Genomic DNA, 16,065 nt, shown 5'->3' on the forward strand with positions numbered 1-16,065 from the left:
TCCGCAGGATCGATGGTCAGGGTTCAGCTGACGGGACGAAAGGGCAGGAGATCGATCGCCGGGCTGGAAACCGCGAGCGCCTTGAAGAGCTCTCCCATCTTGCCTTCACCGGCACCGGCCAGCCTCTCCGCAGCGGCGCGAATGTTTTCCTGAGTTGCCGCATCCTGGTCGCGGCCAAGCGCCGCCGCCCGCTCCAGCAGGCCGAGCCCGATGAGGAAATCTCCCTGGTGACAGCAGCCGTTGATATGCATGCCGGATGCGAGCGCAGTTTGCGCCAGATGCTGGAAATCGACATGGCTGGTCAGATCCGCTTCGCCGGGGTGCTCCAGCGGCGGGTCGTATTCATGCATGCGCACGGCTTGCAGCGTATCGCCGAAACCCGTCGCCATGTGGCCATAGTCGATGGCGAGCGCGGTGCCGCCATGGGCGCTCAGCCTGTCGCAGATCGTCGTCATGACGGCCTGGCGGGCGGGTGCGACTTCGAAAATGGCGCCGATCGGCGGAAGGCCGCCCTCCGGAAGAAATGCGGGATCAAGCGTGGCGACGCCGGTGGTGAACGTCAGCTCGTCGTTGATATCAAGACCGACCGCGCGCTCGCGAAAGCCGTTGGCGGTGCGTATGAATTGGCGAATGGGGATGGCGTCGAAAAGTTCGTTGGCGGCAAGCAGGGTAAAGCCCTCTGGCACCTCGCCGAAATCCGTGTGCCACGAGACCTTCGCGCCGTGTGCCTCGAGAGTTTGCTGCTGAAAGCCTTGCAGGCGCTCGCTGGTTTCGACCAGGTGTACCGTCATGGCGTCATAGAGCTGTGGTGCCAGCTTGCCTATGACGCGCAGCATGTCTGACATCATCGTGCCACGGCCGGGGCCGATCTCGACCAGGCGCACATCCGCCGGCGCCCCATGGCGCTGCCATGCGTGTACCACGAAGACGCCGATCATCTCGCCGAACAGCTGGCTGACTTCAGGCGCGGTGACGAAGTCGCCGGATTGGCCGAAGGGTTCGCGCGTCTTGTAATAACCATGCATCGGATCGGCGAGGCATAGGGAAAAATAATCCGTAATGCTCAGCGGCCCATTCGTGCGGATGATGGCTTTGATCTTTTCACCGAGCGCCGTCGTCATTCTTTGCTTTCGCTAATGCATGATCCGGAAAACCGGGGGCGGTTTTTGCAACGATCACGCGATATTGAACCCAACTTACGCCGTCTGCCCGGCAGCTGCCTGGCGGGCACGAATGACCGCCCAAAGACCGATGGCCACCATCGGCAGCGACAAGACCATGCCCATCGTCAGCCAGTTCGTGCCGAGAAGATAGCCGAGCTGCTCATCAGGCTGACGGAAGAATTCGACAAAAATACGCGAGAAGGCATAGCCAATCACAAAAATGCCGCTGACCGTGCCGGGTTTCTTCAGCGCCAAGGCCCAGCGCGTGAGAATGAAGAGAACAAGGAAGAGGATGATGCCTTCGATGCCGGCCTCATAGAGCTGGCTCGGGTGGCGCGGATCGGGGCCGGCGGGGCAGGCGCCGTTATGGGCGGCAATCACATGCGGGCTGCAAAATACCATCGCCCAGGGAACGTCGGTTACCCGACCCCAGAGTTCGCCATTGATGAAGTTGGCGATGCGGCCGAAGAAAAGCCCGATCGGCGCGACGGCCGCAACGATATCGAACATGCTCCAGGCAGGAATCTGGTTGCGCCTTGCGAACAGGAACATGGCGACGGTCGTGCCGATCAACCCGCCATGGAAGGACATGCCGCCGTTCCAGACCTGGATCGCACGGATGGGATTGGCCAGGACCTGATCGAGATCGTAAAACAGGATATAGCCGATGCGGCCGCCGAGAACGATGCCGAGAGCGACCCAGAGGATGAAGTCATCCAGATGCTGGCGCGTCATCGGGGCGGTATCGTTCAGCCAGAGCTTGCCGTTGTCGACCAGTCGGCGGGCATAGAACCAGCCGAGCAGAATGCCCGCCACATAGGCAAGCCCGTACCAGTGAATCGAGAGCGGTCCCAGAGAAACGGCAATCGGATCGATATCCGGAAACGGCAGGATGGCGGCGAGATTGGCGGATGTCAGCAAGATCGTCAGGCCCGTTGTCGCATGATTCCAGAAAGCACTCTGCCTTTTCGGAATGAGAGCATGCTATATGCAAATGTGCGCGGAACATGGCGTTCGCTGCCGAAACGGTCAAGTCGTTTGTTGTTCGCTGCGTTATCGGGGCTGCGTTGTCCCGTCCTATCTCTATTTGCTTGCATCGACCCCTTGGAAATCTTACCTCAGCACTATCTGGCCCACATCGATGCCTGGCCGTTCAGGGCTGACGGCCGCAAGGAGATTGCTATGAGCACTGGACCGAATCGTATCTTGGATGAATTCGCTAAGCTGATGACCGATGCCGCCGGTGCTGCGCAGGGCGTGCGTCGCGAGATCGAGACCGCTTTCAATGCGCATGCCGAGCGCTGGCTGAACAGCATGGATATCGTCAAGCGCGAGGAATTCGAGGCTGCCCGCGAGATGGCGATCAAGGCGCGCGACGAAAACGAGGCGCTGCTCGCGAGAATCGAAGCGCTCGAAGCAAAGCTGGCTTCGAAGGGCTGACAGGCGAACAATCCTTCGCTGCAGATCGGCGCGGCACGCGTTTGCCGCGCATTTTTTTGCTGAAAATTTTATCAGTTTATCCACCTGTGGACATAGGCAAAAAAGCCAATCGTCAGAGTCGGTTATGACTCCCTTCTGAATAGACGTCGGAAGAGCTGTCCACAGCGCCGTTTCCAAAAACGAAGCTCAGGGGCTGGCAGGCCGGGCATGCCGCTATACACTGATTTTAAATGATGATTCGAAACGGACTTGGTAAGCTCCGGGCAGGGTGGACGCGATAGTCTGGCAGCCGTTCAACATCATCCCGAGGATGTCTCCGGAGTAAAACTGTTTGCGTTCTCTCAGTGTTGGACCACGTGAAAACTGCATTCGTTCCGGTCAAGAAGGTGCTGCATGAGCCTGATGGAAGTGGAAGTCGAACGACAATCGAATCCGGTTGACATGATCGAGTTTGTGGCTGCGAACAACGACTGGTCGTTTGAGCGGTCCGGCGAGGACGAGCTCGCCATGACCGTCGAAGGGAAGTGGACCGATTATCATGTCTCTTTCTCGTGGATGGAAGAATTCGAGGCGCTGCATATCGCCTGCGCTTTCGACGTGAAGGTGCCCGAGCCGCGCGTCAACGAGGTGATCAAGCTGCTGTCCTGCATCAACGGCCAGGTGCTGATGGGGCACTTTGATCTGTGGCGCCAGGAGGACATCGTGATCTTCCGTCAATCGCTGCTGCTCTCGGGCGGCGCGGAGCCTACCAACCGACAGGTGGAAGTGCTGCTTTCCAATGCGCTTGACACCTGCGAAGCATATTATCAGGCTTTCCAGTTCGTGGTGTGGTCCGGCCTCGATGCCAACCGCGCGATGGAAGCGGTGCTTTTCGAAACGGTAGGCGAAGCGTGATATGACGAGCGAACATTCCGCCAGTACACTTGCATCCTCCGGGCCGATCATCCTGATCGGCGCCGGCAATATGGGTGGCGCGCTGCTGACGGGATGGTTGAAGAACGGGGTGCCGGGATCCTCGGTGATCGTCGTCGATCCCAATCCGTCCGAACCAATGCGGCAGATGATTGCGGATGCCGGCGCGAGCCATGCCACCGGCGTCCCCGCGGGTGTGACGGCGGGTGTCCTCTTCGTTGCCGTCAAACCTCAGGTCATGGATGAGGTTCTGCCGTCGTTCAAAGCCGTTATGGATGAAAACACGGTGGTGGTGTCCATCGCCGCCGGCAAGACGATCGCCTCGCTTGAGAAGCACCTGGGCGATGCTGCGATGGTGCGGGCGATGCCCAATACGCCTGCCATGGTCGGGCGCGGCGTCACCGGCGCCTTTGCCAATGCCAGGGTCGACGAGCGCCAACGGCAGCTGGTTCAGAACCTCCTGAAGGTGTCCGGTCCGGTCGAATGGGTGCCGGGAGAAGCTGATATCGATTCGGTGACGGCAGTTTCAGGCAGCGGGCCTGCCTATGTTTTCTATCTCGTCGAATGCATGGCGGAGGCGGGGCGCAAGCTCGGCCTGCAGGCGGACCTCGCTATGCGGCTTGCACGGGAGACTGTCGCGGGGGCTGGTGAATTGCTCCATCAGTCCCCCGATGACGCCTCGCGCCTGCGTCAGAACGTAACCTCGCCCGGCGGCACGACTGCTGCTGCGCTGGGTGTTTTGATGGCAGAAGACGGCATGCAGCCTCTGTTCGATGCGGCGCTCGAAGCGGCCCGCAAACGGGCTCAGGAACTGGCCGGCTAGAGCAATTGCAGGAAAAGTGCGCAGCGGTTTTCAGTCCGGAATTGCGTAAAAAAAGCTAGAACGGTTCAGCGCTTCTCTGAAACGCTGAACCGTTCTAGTTTTCTACAAGAAAGGCAGAGGTATGACGGAAGAAATCACCTACGGGGATTTCGAGCGGGTGGATATTCGCGTCGGGACGATCATCGAGGCCGAGAATTTTCCGGAAGCGCGCAAGCCCGCGTACAAGCTGCGGATCGATTTCGGACCGGAGATCGGCGTCAAGCGCTCGTCCGCGCAGATTGCCGTCCACTACACACCGGAGACGCTTGTCGGCCGGCAGGTGCTCGCCGTGGTCAATTTTCCGCCGCGCCAGATTGGCCCGGTGCGTTCCGAGGTGCTGACCTTGGGTTTCGAGGATGAGGCAGGGGCAATCGTCCTCGCCGCGGTGACGCAGTCGGTGCCGAACGGCAGGAGGATGATGTGAGCTGCGTCCCTTTCGCAATCGAAGGGAAACAGGCTCAGTGAATATCCCTTGAAAGAGGGTCGGTCAGGCTAAAGTGGAGAAATTCTGCTTCGAAGCCTTCGCGATGCGGCGAGCAGAAGGCCGGGCCGACGGATACCTCCTCCAGTGCCGGATCGAACCATGCGAGCCTTGCCATGTGCCACTCGTTCATCCGATCGGTGCGGTACTGAACGAAGAGGGCATCACCGTTGCGTGTTACGCGCGCGGACATGGCGTCGAATTCATGGCCCAGGCGGAAGGCCGACCAGTCGGAATTGCCGTTGGTGACGACGACGCTGAAATGCTTGGCGCCGTCGGTATATTCGATCCCACATTTCATCCAGTGCCCGGCGTCGTGCCGGACCATCAGGCCGGCCTGATCGTAGAGCTCGCGGTAATGTCCGATGAAGGTCACTTCCGCGGTAAAATCGCCGCGGCGGGATTGCCCAAGAAAGTGACCGTTGTCACGATGGAATCCGTAATAGGTTTCCTGCCAGAAGTCGGTCTTGTCGTCGGAGCGCACGAGCAGTCGCCCCTGGTTCATCTCCCAGACCGGGGGCGCGTTCAGCCAATGCATGCCATCGATATCGAGGGGCATAGGGCGTCTCCTCAGGCAGGTATGCGGATGGTGGCGCGCAGGCCACCCAGCGGGCTGTCGCTGAGGGTGACGTTGCCGCCGTGGCTACGGGCGATATCGCGGGCAATGGCGAGACCGAGTCCGGTGCCGGATTTGTCGAGATTGCGAGCGGAATCCAACCGGAAAAATGGCTTGAAGACATCCTCGCGCGCTTCGGGGGGAATGCCCGGGCCATCGTCGTCGAAGACGATCGTCAGCCATTTGGCGCTGTGCTTGGCCTCTATACGCAGGCTCTTGGCATAGCGGCGGCTATTGGTGGCGAGATTGGTGACCAGGCGGGTAAACGCATTCGGGCGAACGGAGATCTCGTCGTCACCCTCGATGGCATAGTCCATGGATTGGCTGTGCAAGGTAAAATCCTGCCGGATCTTCTCAAGGATATCGCTGAGCTTGAACCGGCCGACATCCTCTTCCGCTTCGCCGCGCGCGAAGGCCATGTAGCCCTCGAGCATGCTCTGCATATCCTCGACGTCTTCGTTGAGGCCAACGAGATCGGGATTGTCGCCGACGAGGGCTAGTTGGAGCTTGAAGCGGGTGAGCACCGTGCGCAGATCGTGGCTGACGCCTGACAGCATCGCCGTGCGCTGTTCGAGCTGCCGTTCGATGCGCTCGCGCATGAGGATGAAGGCAAGGCCCGCGCGGCGAACCTCGTCGGCACCTCGAGGGGAATAGTTTTCGAGCCGCTGCCCTTTGCCGAAACTCTCGGCTGCCTGCGCCAAGGCCAGGATCGGCCGGATCTGGCCGCGCAGGAACAGCACGGCGATGCCGATCAGTACCAGCGAGGTGCCGACCATCCAGAGGATGAAGATATGCGTGTTGGAGGCATAGGTCTGGCTGCGCTTGGCAAAGACCCGCAGCACCTTGTCAGGCAGCTTGACGCGGATCTCGACCAGGCTGGAGTTTCCGACTGTGTCGATCCAGAAGGGGAGGTTGATCTGATCTTTTATCTCGTCGCTCAGAATGCTGTCGAGGATTGAGAAGAAAGGCTTGTCGCGCGGCTGCGGCAACTCTCCGCCCGGCTCGATTGATACGCTGAGGTCGAGCTTCTGCCGCGCCATTTGGGTGATGGCGGAATAGTCGGCGTCTTGCGGATAGGTTTGGATGATGGTGATGATGGCAGCGATGTCGCGCGTCGTCGCCATCGACAGACGCTGGGTCACCATCTGCCAGTGTCGCTCCATGAAGACGATGGTGACGACGGCCTGCAGGATGATCATCGGCAGGATGAAGATGAGCAGCGAGCGGGCATACAGGCCCGTCGGCAACACATATCGGCGCATCCAGCGCGAAAACCACCGAAGCCCGTTGGACGGCGTGTGATCCTGCTCGCGTCTGATTGAATCGAATGTCACCATCGCCGCTGATCCTGGAAGCCGAGCTTAGTCTATGCTCAGGCGGTAGCCGATGCCACGCACCGTCTGCAGCCAGATAGGGTTGGCCGGGTCGTCTTCAATCTTGCGGCGCAACCGGTTGATCTGGACGTCGATGGTTCGCTCGCCGACTTCGGCTTCGTTGCCGATGAGTTCGTGGCGCGGGATGGTCTCGCCGGCGCGCTTGGCGAAGAGCAGCATGATTTCCTGTTCCCGGTCCGTCAGCCGAATGAGCTCGGCGGCCTTCTTCAATTCCTTGCGGGTCAGGGAGAACGTATAGGGCCCGAACATCACAAGCTCGATCTTGGGGGAATCGGCCGGCATATTGCGGCGCAGGATGTTGTTGACCCGCAGCACCAGTTCGCGTGGATCGAAGGGCTTCGGCAGGTAATCGTCGGCGCCGGCTTCGAGGCCCGCGATGCGGGAATCGGCCTCAGCCAGCGCCGTCAGCATGATGATTGGGATGTTCTTTATGGCCCGCAGGCTCGAGGTCAGCGAGATGCCGGATTCTCCAGGCATCATCACGTCCATGATGATGAGATCGAAATCGAGACCTTCAAGCTTGCGGCGCGCTTCGGCGCCATCTGCCGCCGCTGTTACGCGAAAACCCTTTTCCATAAGGTAGCGATTGAGAAGGGCGCGGATGCGCGTATCGTCGTCCACGACCAGAAGATGTGCCGCATCGTCCGAAATAACTGTTTTCGTCGTCGTCATTCGATCCGTCTCGATCCTGTCCTACCCGTTGATCGACATGAGGCATTCCGCGCGGTCTGTGGCTGGAACTGCCGTCACTTCTCCGTTTGCATCCCCCTCAGAAAACGCTTTACGCTTGCGCGTGTCGCCTCCGATGCGCCCTCGAATGCCCGTTCAATACGGCGCGATTGCGGCTCCGCCAGTGCCAGCGCCAGATCGCGGCCGGCTTGCGTCGGATAGAGCTTACGCTGTCGCCGGTCCTCGGGACCCGCGACCTGGCGAATATAACCCGAATCTATCAATTGTTTGAGAACCCGCGCCAAACTCTGTTTGGTGATCTGCAATGTTTCCAGAAGGTCCGCAACCGTCATGCCGGGTTCGCGGTTAACGAAATGCACGACGCGGTGATGAGCCCGTCCAAAACCGCTCTTGACAAGGATCTGATCCGGATCCGATACGAAATCGCGGTAGGCGAAGAAAAGCAGCTCGATGATCTCGAAATCGATGCTCCCCGCATTCTGCATCGGCGTTGCCAACAACTCCGCCTTTGCCGCGTTTTGGCTCATCTGTCGTGGCACTATAGCATTTCCTTTTTATTTTTGGGACATTTGCGAAATTTACGCAAAAATATGTCAGCGCTATTGACGTAATTTTACGCCATCGGCTGCTTCCGCACAATGCCGCGCGGTTCAAAGAGATTATTGTATCGGGAAATTAAGTGCCGTTCCGGCAAAACTCCAACATATTTTGGGCGATCCTTGCCGCCTCTTGGATAAAGTCTCGTGGCGAGAGCGGTTAGTCGCCGAACGCAATGTCGTTTCGAACACATATGCCCTTGTGGGAGGCGCGACGGAAAGAGAGCGTCTTCCACAGGGGAACCGCATCGACAGAGCGATCACATTTGGGACAGCAAGTGCGCCAGCCATATCAAGCTTCTGCGTCATCACAGGGGGGCGCGCAGAGACGCGAAGCAAGTCGCAGCTCGGAAACGGATTTGATGGGATCCGCAGAGGCCGAACATGCCATCCGACCTCTGCGATCCGATTTTTACGACTTGCGGCCGAGAACTGCGCCAACGATCGCCGAAAGCACACCGCCGGCGATCAGCGAGGATATGCCTTGCGCTATCAGGCCGGTGAGGGCTTCGCTGCCGATCAGGTTGAGGATGAAACCGCCGCCGAGCCCGCCAATGGCGCCGGCGATCGTTCTAGCGATAAGATTGACGCCGTCCTGCTTCAGAACGGCGCTTGCGGCATTGCCGCCGATAGCGCCCGCTATCAATTGCGTGATGATAGGCCCTAGACTTCCCATGATTGCCCTTCTCCCATAATTCCGGAGACGCTTCCGGATGCCCTCTCGTCGCGTCCCGGATCGATGCCTGGGAGCGGCGATAATCCTCACTGGTATTAGGATTACATCATGCACTGTTCGGTGGAAATAGAAGAGCAACTCAAACGGGAGAATTCCCTGATAATTCCGGGGGAAATCCGCTTTGGAGGCATGCGGCCTTCCGGCCGCATGCGAATTTCGCCATTTTGCTCAGCTTCCTAAGCGAATCATTGATAGACGTAGACGATACGGCGCGTGCCGGGATCGACCAGCACCGGTTGGTGGTTCACTTCGACATAGCTGTATTGATAGTCTGGAATGCGGTGCACTTCGATGCTTTGCGGAACTGTGGCGCCGACGACGACATTGCCATTCAGCTGGACCGTATCGACCGGATTGTCGTCGATATAGTCTCGGATTTCGTCAGGTGGAGTGATTGCGACGATATCGCCGCCGTTCCCAACGGGACCGAGCAGTTGGTCGTTAGGGCCGGGCTGTGCGGCCTGGATGCTTCCGGTTCGAATGGTATCCGTTTGCTCGTAGGTGATCGTGGGGATGCCGAGATCGTCGAGATTATCCTGGACGACGACCTGCGCACCATTTTGTTCGACGCTGAGATATTCCGCGTAAACCCAGCCGCGCATGCCATTGACGTCGACCCGGCACCAGCGACTGCCCTCGACGCAGCCATCCAGCGTCGCTTGGGAGCCGCGCGTCGCGACGCCAACCGTCGGGAACTCGGCGCCTGGCCCGGAGCGCACTTCAATGTCGCTCGCGGTCGTAGCGGACATCTCGGCCTGCGCCAGGCCAGCGCTGCCGACGAGGGCGAGGCCGGCCAGGAGTAGATTTCTCTTCAAGGACATTGGTTCACTCCTTCTGCCTTTAAAGACATAGCCTCAACGTATCGCGCGCGTCTCTGTTCCGATCGACACGGTTTGACCTTGCTGCTGGCTGGAAACCGGATCCAATAAGGGTCGGAATTATTTGCCTATTTTCGGATTCAACGATGTGGGGGATCTCGTGTGCCGGGCACTTGCAGACTGCCGGGGGCTGTTTTGCGCGGAGTTTGCCGCTATACCGGCAACTCGACATTCAAACAGACGAGGCACTTCATGGGCATGCTCCAGGCCGGCATCATTCCGGTGACCCCTTTCGAACAGAATTGCACCATCCTGTTCGACCCGGACACGAAGGAAGGCGTCGTTGTCGATCCCGGTGGCGATGTCGACGTTATCCTGCAGACGGTGCGCGAGAATGGCATCACCCTGAAGGCCATCTGGCTGACGCACGGACATATCGATCACGCCGGCGGCGCCGACGAGGTTCGCGAGGCGCTTGGCATCGAGGTGATCGGCCCGCATGAGGACGATCGTTTCCTGCTTGAGGATCTCGAGGCCAAGGGCAAGATGTTCAACATCGACGGCGTGCGCAACGTGGTGCCCGATCGCTTTCTGAAGGAGGGCGATAAGGTTTCCTTCGGTGAGCACGAGTTCGAGGTTTTCCATTGCCCCGGCCATGCGCCCGGCCATGTCATCTATTTCAACCGGAAGCAGGGCTTTGCCCATCTTGGCGACGTGCTTTTCAGCGGCTCGATCGGGAGAACGGATTTGCCGGGCGGCAATCACCAACAGTTGCTGGATTCGATTCGCGACAAGGTCTTCCCGCTGGGCGATGAGGTCGGCTTCATCTGCGGTCATGGGCCGGGCAGCCGGATCGGCGACGAGCGTCGCACCAATCCTTTCCTGCGCGGGCTATGAACAGAAAAAGCGCCGCATGAGGGCGCGGCGCTTTTCCGATAATTCGGCGGCTTGCAGGTTCGGGCTCAGTCGGCCGCGCAGAAATGGCGCATGCCGTCATAGCCGACATAGGTGCCGCTGCGACCGTCGAAGCTTCTGTAGCGATCGTAGCAATAGCGCATCCATGCCGAAGACCACGGACGCAGGCCGGAAGCCGTCGGCGGCGCATAATAGCTGACATCCCGCTCGACATAGACGCGGCGCGGCGCTGGGCGATAATAGTAGGCCGGGGGAGGTGCATCGTAGCCGGGATCGGCGTAGACGGGCGCTGGCTCGACATAGCGCGGCTGGCTGGCGATCGCAGAGCCGACGATCAGGCCTGTTGCGAGCCCGGCAGCGCCGAGCGCCCAACCATCGTGGTCGCGATGGCGCCAATATTCATCAGCGGACGCGGCGCTCATGGAAGTTACCGTCAATGCCGCGGCTACAGCGGACATGACGAGAGTTTTGCCGAGTATGGTCATTGGCCTATCCTCTAACGAAGCGGGACAATCGTCATTCCCGCTTTTTTATAACAGGCAAACTATACGCGACAAACTGAATGGAGACTGAATGACAAAACCCGGCATTGCTGCCGGGCCTCAACTCGAATGATAACCGCAAGGTCTCAGCCGGCAATCTGCAGATTGACGGCCTTCGGTCCCTTGCCGCGGCGATCCGGTTCCGTGTCGAAGCTTACCTTCTGGTTTTCCGACAATCCTGCCAGGCCGGAAGCCTGAACTGCAGAAATGTGTACAAAGATGTCTGCGCCACCCTTGTCCGGTTTGATAAAACCGAAGCCCTTATCGGTATTGAAAAACTTTACAGTGCCAGTCTCGGCCATGCCTCAGGTCCTTTTCTCTCTGCCCACCATCCACACGGGCAGCATTACTGTGTTGCCCCTGCGGGCGCTTGCAGGCAGTTCTCGAAATTGTAAGGAAAAGGTCCCCTATACCTCGGCATGGTCTCGATGCGATGTTTGCCACCCCGCATTTTGACCAGGCTGACCGGAATATCAGCGTCTCCGGCGCGCAATTCTATTAGGACTTCCCATGCTCTAAAAATGCCCGAACATCGTTGAGAGTGCTGTGTTTATTGGGAATTGGCAAGCAAAAGTTTTTTAACGTATCGCTGGGAACACAGTTCGGTAATGCGACTGTGCTAACGCGATTCGCAAGTTTTCTCACTTTCGGACAAGTTTCTAAGGTTTTTGCATCGTTCGCGATATAGTTTTGGCGAAATTTTCCCAAATTGGCCGGCGCGAACGTCGGTTTGCGATTGTTCAAAAAAATTTCAAAAACTGTCGCAGAGAGACAGCCATAGCGCGCATTTCAGGCCGTCGCATTGCGTCTGCGAACCAATTCGGGCACCAGTTCAACGGCGAGCATCGCTGCGAACATCAGGGCACAGCCGGCATAGCCGACCGGTCCCATGGTCTCGCCCAGGAACAACGCACCCAGGGATGCGCCGAACAAGGCTTCCGAAGAAAGGAAGATCGCTGCCTGTGGCGCAGTCGTATAGCGCTGACCGATCACCTGCAGAGCGAAGGCCAGACCCGACGAAAAGATGCCGACATAGAGGATCTCGCCCAGCGCTGCGCGGATGGCGGCGATGCTAATCGGCTCGATGGCGGCTGCGACAGCAAGGGCGAGCACGGCGGTAACCGCGAATTGCATGGCGGATATGGCGAGCGGTCGGCCGGTTTCGTTGACGGCGGAGCCGGCGAGGGTGATTTGGGCCGCCCAGAACAGCGCGCAGATAACGGTCAGGAAATCGCCGTCCGTCAGGCGCGAGAAGGAGCCACCCGACAGCAGGTAGATGCCGCAGAGCGCCATGAGCGCTGCCGGCCAGATGATCCAATGCGGTGCGCGGCGCAGGAAGACGACGGCAATCAGTGGCACGAAGACCACGTAGAGGCCGGTGATGAAGCTGGAATTCGTCACCGTCGTCGTCAAGAGCCCGAGCTGCTGGGTTGCAGCACCTCCGAAGAGGGTGATGCCGATCAGTGCGAGGAGGAGCCAGTTGCGCGATGTCAGCGGTTTGGCTGCTTTTCTGCTTTCCATCCACACGAAGGGCAGGACGACCATGGTGGCCACGGCGAAGCGCAGGCCGATGAACCAGAGGGGGCCGATCGCCTTCATCGCCGTCGATTGCGCAACGAAGCCGCCGCCCCAGATCGCGGCAGCAAGCAACAACAACAAATTCGCCTGTATGCGAGACATCTGCATCCTGCGGGAAGGGGAGGAAAGTTGAGGTGACCGTTAGCAGTTGCTTTTGCGTGCGGCAAGGGTGAAAGGCGTCGCAGATGACCAGCCCGCGACGCTTAATCCGCTGCTCTGGAAACCCGCAGAAGGACGCCGTTATCCTCGTCCGTCGTGATCAGAAGCGCGCCGTCGGGCGCGACGACGATGTCACGCATACGGCCGAATTTGTCCTCGAACATGCGTTCCCGTTCGGTGATCTTGCCGCTGCCATCGCGGTCGAGGCGCGACAGCAGCTGGAATTTCAGCGCAGTGACCAAGAAGGCGCCGTTCCATTCCGGAAACATTTTGCCGCGATAGACGGCAATTCCGCCGGGAGCGATCGAGGGATCCCAATAGAAAAGCGGCTGCTCCATGCCCTTCTTCGCTGTGCCGATGCCGATCTTCGTACCGTCATAATTGGTGCCGTAGGAGATGACCGGCCAGCCGTAGTTCTTGCCGGCTTCGGGCGTATTGATCTCATCGCCACCCTTGGCGCCGCGCTCGGACGTGTAGAGCTTGTTCGTCTCGCGGTCGAAGGTGATGCCCTGCGGATTGCGATGGCCCTTCGACCAGATTTCCGGCAGGGCGCGTTTGCCGTCCTTGAACGGATTATCGGCAGGGACGCTGCCGTCGGCCCCGATATGGATGATGGAGCCGGCGTCGTCCTGAAAATCCTGGGCACGGTCCTGTTCGCCGCGATCGCCGAGGCTGACGAAGAGGCTGCCGTCCCTGGCGATGGCAATGCGTGAGCCATATTGGATATTGCCGCCCGACAGCTTGTTCATCAGGAAGATACGCTTCACATCGGTCAGCTGTTTTTCATCCGATGACAGTCTTGCGCGAAAGACAGCTGTGCCGCTGCCGCCGTCCCCCGCCACTGAGGCGGTGAAATAAAGGGTTCGATTGCTGCTGAATTTCGGATCGAGTTCGATGTCCAAGAGGCCACCCTGTCCGCGGGCATAGACTTTGGGCAATCCCGTGAGGGCGGGCGATATCTTGCCGTCGCGGACAAGGCGCAGGCGGCCGGGCCGTTCGGTGACGAGATAGGCACCATCCGGTAGCACGGCGACCGCCCAAGGGTGTTCGAGCCCGGCGGCAACCGTCTCGACCTTGACTGTCACCTTTTGCGTCTTGAAGGTTTGCGGAGTTTCGGCAAAAGCGATGCCGGCCGACAGCAAGATGGATGCCGCGAAGGCAACCGAAATTCCCGTTATTCCCGCGTGCATGTTTCCTGCTCCGCCCCAAAGTATCGTTGCTTTTGCAAGGTGGGTCGAACGACTTGCCGTTCAAGGCCGGGTGCCGCGTCGATAACGTCTTTGTGTTTGCGAATTCGGTGTGGCCATCCGTCTATCCGTAGAGCTATTGAGTGCGTGGAGGCATAGGCCTGTTGACCAAGGGGGCATTGGCATAGGTTCGCGAGAGGCGGCATTTGTGACAAGCTGTTATTTTACAAAGGGAAATCCTGATTCTCCTGAGATGTTGAATCAGGCGCTTCGTAAATTGATTCAAGTTCGCGAGGGGACCATGCGGGACGCTGCTCGGCGGATGAAGGCATGGATGCCAGTCACGAACCGCCGCGGTCACCGCGTTGGCGCTCGAAATTGACATCGAAGAGCTGACCCCCGAAAGCCAGGAAATAAAGCCACTGTGACGCCTTTGCGCTTGAAACGTCGGCCCATATTCGACATAGAGCTTAGCGCAGAAAACTGGTCCGCAGGCTTTCTGCCCACTTCAACCGAATAGGACCGATCACCATGGCCTTTCTTGCCGACGCTCTTTCCCGTGTAAAGCCTTCTGCCACCATCGCCGTTTCTCAGAAAGCGCGCGAGCTGAAAGCAAAAGGACGCGACGTGATCGGCCTCGGCGCCGGTGAACCGGATTTCGATACGCCCGATAATATCAAGACGGCTGCCATCGACGCGATCAATCGCGGCGAGACGAAGTACACGCCGGTCTCGGGCATTCCGGAACTGCGCAAGGCGGTCGCCGCCAAGTTCAAGCGCGAGAACAATCTGGAATATGCTCCCGAGCAGACCATTGTCGGCACGGGCGGCAAACAGATCCTGTTCAACGCCTTCATGGCGACGTTGAACCCCGGCGACGAAGTCATTATCCCGACGCCTTACTGGGTATCCTATCCGGAGATGGTGGCGCTCTGCGGCGGCACCCCAGTTTTCGTCGCGACGACGCAGGCAAACAGCTTCAAGCTGCAGCCGGCCGACCTCGAAAAGGCGATCACGCCGAAGACCAAGTGGTTCATGTTCAACTCGCCGTCCAACCCGTCGGGCGCTGCCTATACGCATGCCGAGCTGAAGGCGCTGACGGACGTGCTGGTCAAGCATCCGCATGTCTGGGTCCTGACCGACGACATGTACGAGCATCTGACCTATGGCGATTTCAAATTCGCCACGCCGGTCGAAGTCGAGCCGAGCCTCTATGACCGCACGCTGACGATGAACGGTGTCTCGAAAGCCTATGCGATGACCGGCTGGCGTATCGGCTATGCCGCCGGCCCGCTGCAGCTCATTAAGGCCATGGACATGATCCAGGGTCAGCAGACCTCGGGTGCGACCTCGATCGCCCAGTGGGCTGCCGTTGAAGCGCTGAACGGTCCGCAGGACTTCATTCCGCGCAACAAGAAGATCTTCGAAGGCCGCCGCGATCTCGTCGTATCGATGCTGAACCAGGCGAAGGGTCTCTCGTGCCCGGTTCCGGAAGGCGCCTTCTACGTCTATCCGTCCTGCGCCGGCCTGATCGGCAAGACGGCTCCGACTGGTAAGGTCATCGAGACGGACGAGGATTTCGTGTCCGAGCTGCTGGAATCGGAAGGCGTTGCCGTCGTGCACGGTTCGGCCTTCGGCCTCGGCCCGAATTTCCGTATCTCCTACGCGACCTCGGAAGAGTTGCTCGAAGAGGCTTGCCGCCGCATCCAGCGCTTCTGCGCAGCCTGCAAGTAAGCAGTCGACGATAAGTCCAACGAAAAGCCCGCCAGAAATGGCGGCCTCAGACCGCTGACAAACCCCGTCATTTTTTGGCGGGGTTTTATTTTGTGTTGAGTTTCGAGGTTGACTGGATGTTTTGAACGGGCCGTTCAGATTCCCTCTGCTTATGCGGGGCTCGGTTGGCTGGCCTTGGTGAGGGCCATTGCGATCTTCTTGATGTTCTGGGCGGCTGCGGCCATCAGGCACTGGCATTGGAC

18 protein-coding genes are annotated in these 16,065 nt (G+C 59.2%); 6 read left to right on the top strand and 12 right to left on the bottom strand.

Translation table 11 applies throughout. From position 1 onward, the window contains the following. Window positions 1-23: 23 nt before the first annotated feature. Window positions 24-1,121 (bottom strand): class I SAM-dependent methyltransferase, encoded by a 1,098-nt coding sequence (locus tag QD409_RS30330; protein ID WP_430764493.1) that lies wholly within the window; start codon window positions 1,119-1,121, stop codon window positions 24-26. 75 nt (window positions 1,122-1,196) lie between these two features. Beyond that, a complete protein-coding gene (gene lgt, locus QD409_RS30335; protein WP_092855855.1) occupies window positions 1,197-2,084 on the bottom strand; it encodes a prolipoprotein diacylglyceryl transferase in 888 nt (295 codons plus the stop codon). A 261-nt stretch (window positions 2,085-2,345) separates the two neighbouring features. Between lgt and QD409_RS30340 the strand changes: the two genes are divergently transcribed. The 4 genes from QD409_RS30340 to QD409_RS30355 all read left to right on the top strand — a co-directional run bounded on the left by QD409_RS30340 (window position 2,346) and on the right by QD409_RS30355 (window position 4,801). Beyond that, the gene (locus QD409_RS30340; protein WP_430764494.1) at window positions 2,346-2,603 is read left to right on the top strand and encodes an accessory factor UbiK family protein; all 258 of its coding nucleotides are present in this window, start codon (window positions 2,346-2,348) and stop codon (window positions 2,601-2,603) included. Window positions 2,604-2,996: 393 nt separating this feature from the next. Continuing rightward, window positions 2,997-3,497, top strand: coding sequence for a YbjN domain-containing protein (locus tag QD409_RS30345; RefSeq protein ID WP_004116454.1), 501 nt, complete (start codon window positions 2,997-2,999; stop codon window positions 3,495-3,497). Window position 3,498: 1 nt separating this feature from the next. Continuing rightward, window positions 3,499-4,338 (top strand): pyrroline-5-carboxylate reductase, encoded by an 840-nt coding sequence (gene proC / locus QD409_RS30350; RefSeq protein ID WP_430764495.1) that lies wholly within the window; start codon window positions 3,499-3,501, stop codon window positions 4,336-4,338. Between the two features lie 121 nt (window positions 4,339-4,459). Next, window positions 4,460-4,801 (top strand): tRNA-binding protein, encoded by a 342-nt coding sequence (locus QD409_RS30355; protein ID WP_430764496.1) that lies wholly within the window; start codon window positions 4,460-4,462, stop codon window positions 4,799-4,801. Window positions 4,802-4,835: 34 nt separating this feature from the next. Here the strand turns inward: QD409_RS30355 and QD409_RS30360 are convergent, their stop codons facing one another. From QD409_RS30360 to QD409_RS30385, 6 genes are all read right to left on the bottom strand, one after another. Further along, complete coding sequence (locus tag QD409_RS30360; protein ID WP_430764497.1) at window positions 4,836-5,417, bottom strand: DUF1349 domain-containing protein; 582 nt, start codon at window positions 5,415-5,417, stop codon at window positions 4,836-4,838. 11 nt (window positions 5,418-5,428) lie between these two features. Continuing rightward, a complete protein-coding gene (locus tag QD409_RS30365) occupies window positions 5,429-6,811 on the bottom strand; it encodes an ATP-binding protein (RefSeq protein ID WP_430764498.1) in 1,383 nt (460 codons plus the stop codon). A gap of 24 nt (window positions 6,812-6,835) precedes the next feature. Further along, on the bottom strand, window positions 6,836-7,540 hold the full coding sequence (locus QD409_RS30370) for a response regulator (protein WP_092855843.1): 705 nt from the start codon (window positions 7,538-7,540) through the stop codon (window positions 6,836-6,838). A gap of 74 nt (window positions 7,541-7,614) precedes the next feature. Then, window positions 7,615-8,085, bottom strand: coding sequence for a MarR family winged helix-turn-helix transcriptional regulator (locus QD409_RS30375; protein ID WP_208858720.1), 471 nt, complete (start codon window positions 8,083-8,085; stop codon window positions 7,615-7,617). Window positions 8,086-8,566: 481 nt separating this feature from the next. Continuing rightward, window positions 8,567-8,830 (bottom strand): hypothetical protein, encoded by a 264-nt coding sequence (locus QD409_RS30380; RefSeq protein ID WP_004116438.1) that lies wholly within the window; start codon window positions 8,828-8,830, stop codon window positions 8,567-8,569. A gap of 245 nt (window positions 8,831-9,075) precedes the next feature. Further along, complete coding sequence (locus tag QD409_RS30385) at window positions 9,076-9,711, bottom strand: DUF1236 domain-containing protein (RefSeq protein ID WP_430764499.1); 636 nt, start codon at window positions 9,709-9,711, stop codon at window positions 9,076-9,078. A gap of 249 nt (window positions 9,712-9,960) precedes the next feature. Between QD409_RS30385 and QD409_RS30390 the strand changes: the two genes are divergently transcribed. Beyond that, window positions 9,961-10,605: an MBL fold metallo-hydrolase gene (locus QD409_RS30390; RefSeq protein ID WP_092855840.1), complete on the top strand. Its 645-nt coding sequence runs from the start codon at window positions 9,961-9,963 to the stop codon at window positions 10,603-10,605. A gap of 65 nt (window positions 10,606-10,670) precedes the next feature. On the opposite strand, the gene QD409_RS30395 is transcribed toward QD409_RS30390, so the two are convergent. The 4 genes from QD409_RS30395 to QD409_RS30410 form a co-directional block, all read right to left on the bottom strand. Beyond that, the gene (locus QD409_RS30395) at window positions 10,671-11,108 is read right to left on the bottom strand and encodes a BA14K family protein (protein ID WP_092855839.1); all 438 of its coding nucleotides are present in this window, start codon (window positions 11,106-11,108) and stop codon (window positions 10,671-10,673) included. Window positions 11,109-11,251: 143 nt separating this feature from the next. Beyond that, on the bottom strand, window positions 11,252-11,467 hold the full coding sequence (locus QD409_RS30400) for a cold-shock protein (RefSeq protein WP_004116423.1): 216 nt from the start codon (window positions 11,465-11,467) through the stop codon (window positions 11,252-11,254). A gap of 487 nt (window positions 11,468-11,954) precedes the next feature. Beyond that, complete coding sequence (locus tag QD409_RS30405; RefSeq protein WP_430764500.1) at window positions 11,955-12,845, bottom strand: DMT family transporter; 891 nt, start codon at window positions 12,843-12,845, stop codon at window positions 11,955-11,957. 101 nt (window positions 12,846-12,946) lie between these two features. Continuing rightward, on the bottom strand, window positions 12,947-14,092 hold the full coding sequence (locus QD409_RS30410) for a PQQ-dependent sugar dehydrogenase (protein WP_430764501.1): 1,146 nt from the start codon (window positions 14,090-14,092) through the stop codon (window positions 12,947-12,949). 528 nt (window positions 14,093-14,620) lie between these two features. On the opposite strand from QD409_RS30410, the gene QD409_RS30415 reads away from it, so the two are divergent. Further along, window positions 14,621-15,823: a pyridoxal phosphate-dependent aminotransferase gene (locus QD409_RS30415; RefSeq protein ID WP_430764502.1), complete on the top strand. Its 1,203-nt coding sequence runs from the start codon at window positions 14,621-14,623 to the stop codon at window positions 15,821-15,823. The last annotated feature ends 242 nt before the right edge of the window (window positions 15,824-16,065 follow it).

Origin of the sequence: Rhizobium sp. BR 315 (assembly GCF_050577975.1) — a bacterium.
In the GTDB taxonomy this organism is placed as follows: domain Bacteria; phylum Pseudomonadota; class Alphaproteobacteria; order Rhizobiales; family Rhizobiaceae; genus Rhizobium; species Rhizobium miluonense.

What these genes read in the sequence shown, in the direction of transcription:
- QD409_RS30330 (WP_430764493.1), bottom strand. Translation starts at nt 1,121, where the DNA reads ATGACGACGGCGCTCGGTGAAAAGATCAAAGCCATCATCCGCACGAAT.
- QD409_RS30340 (WP_430764494.1), top strand. Translation starts at nt 2,346, where the DNA reads ATGAGCACTGGACCGAATCGTATCTTGGATGAATTCGCTAAGCTGATG.
- QD409_RS30345 (WP_004116454.1), top strand. Translation starts at nt 2,997, where the DNA reads ATGAGCCTGATGGAAGTGGAAGTCGAACGACAATCGAATCCGGTTGAC.
- proC (WP_430764495.1), top strand. Translation starts at nt 3,499, where the DNA reads ATGACGAGCGAACATTCCGCCAGTACACTTGCATCCTCCGGGCCGATC.
- QD409_RS30355 (WP_430764496.1), top strand. Translation starts at nt 4,460, where the DNA reads ATGACGGAAGAAATCACCTACGGGGATTTCGAGCGGGTGGATATTCGC.
- QD409_RS30360 (WP_430764497.1), bottom strand. Translation starts at nt 5,417, where the DNA reads ATGCCCCTCGATATCGATGGCATGCATTGGCTGAACGCGCCCCCGGTC.
- QD409_RS30365 (WP_430764498.1), bottom strand. Translation starts at nt 6,811, where the DNA reads ATGGTGACATTCGATTCAATCAGACGCGAGCAGGATCACACGCCGTCC.
- QD409_RS30370 (WP_092855843.1), bottom strand. Translation starts at nt 7,540, where the DNA reads ATGACGACGACGAAAACAGTTATTTCGGACGATGCGGCACATCTTCTG.
- QD409_RS30375 (WP_208858720.1), bottom strand. Translation starts at nt 8,085, where the DNA reads ATGAGCCAAAACGCGGCAAAGGCGGAGTTGTTGGCAACGCCGATGCAG.
- QD409_RS30380 (WP_004116438.1), bottom strand. Translation starts at nt 8,830, where the DNA reads ATGGGAAGTCTAGGGCCTATCATCACGCAATTGATAGCGGGCGCTATC.
- QD409_RS30385 (WP_430764499.1), bottom strand. Translation starts at nt 9,711, where the DNA reads ATGTCCTTGAAGAGAAATCTACTCCTGGCCGGCCTCGCCCTCGTCGGC.
- QD409_RS30390 (WP_092855840.1), top strand. Translation starts at nt 9,961, where the DNA reads ATGGGCATGCTCCAGGCCGGCATCATTCCGGTGACCCCTTTCGAACAG.
- QD409_RS30395 (WP_092855839.1), bottom strand. Translation starts at nt 11,108, where the DNA reads ATGACCATACTCGGCAAAACTCTCGTCATGTCCGCTGTAGCCGCGGCA.
- QD409_RS30400 (WP_004116423.1), bottom strand. Translation starts at nt 11,467, where the DNA reads ATGGCCGAGACTGGCACTGTAAAGTTTTTCAATACCGATAAGGGCTTC.
- QD409_RS30405 (WP_430764500.1), bottom strand. Translation starts at nt 12,845, where the DNA reads ATGTCTCGCATACAGGCGAATTTGTTGTTGTTGCTTGCTGCCGCGATC.
- QD409_RS30410 (WP_430764501.1), bottom strand. Translation starts at nt 14,092, where the DNA reads ATGCACGCGGGAATAACGGGAATTTCGGTTGCCTTCGCGGCATCCATC.
- QD409_RS30415 (WP_430764502.1), top strand. Translation starts at nt 14,621, where the DNA reads ATGGCCTTTCTTGCCGACGCTCTTTCCCGTGTAAAGCCTTCTGCCACC.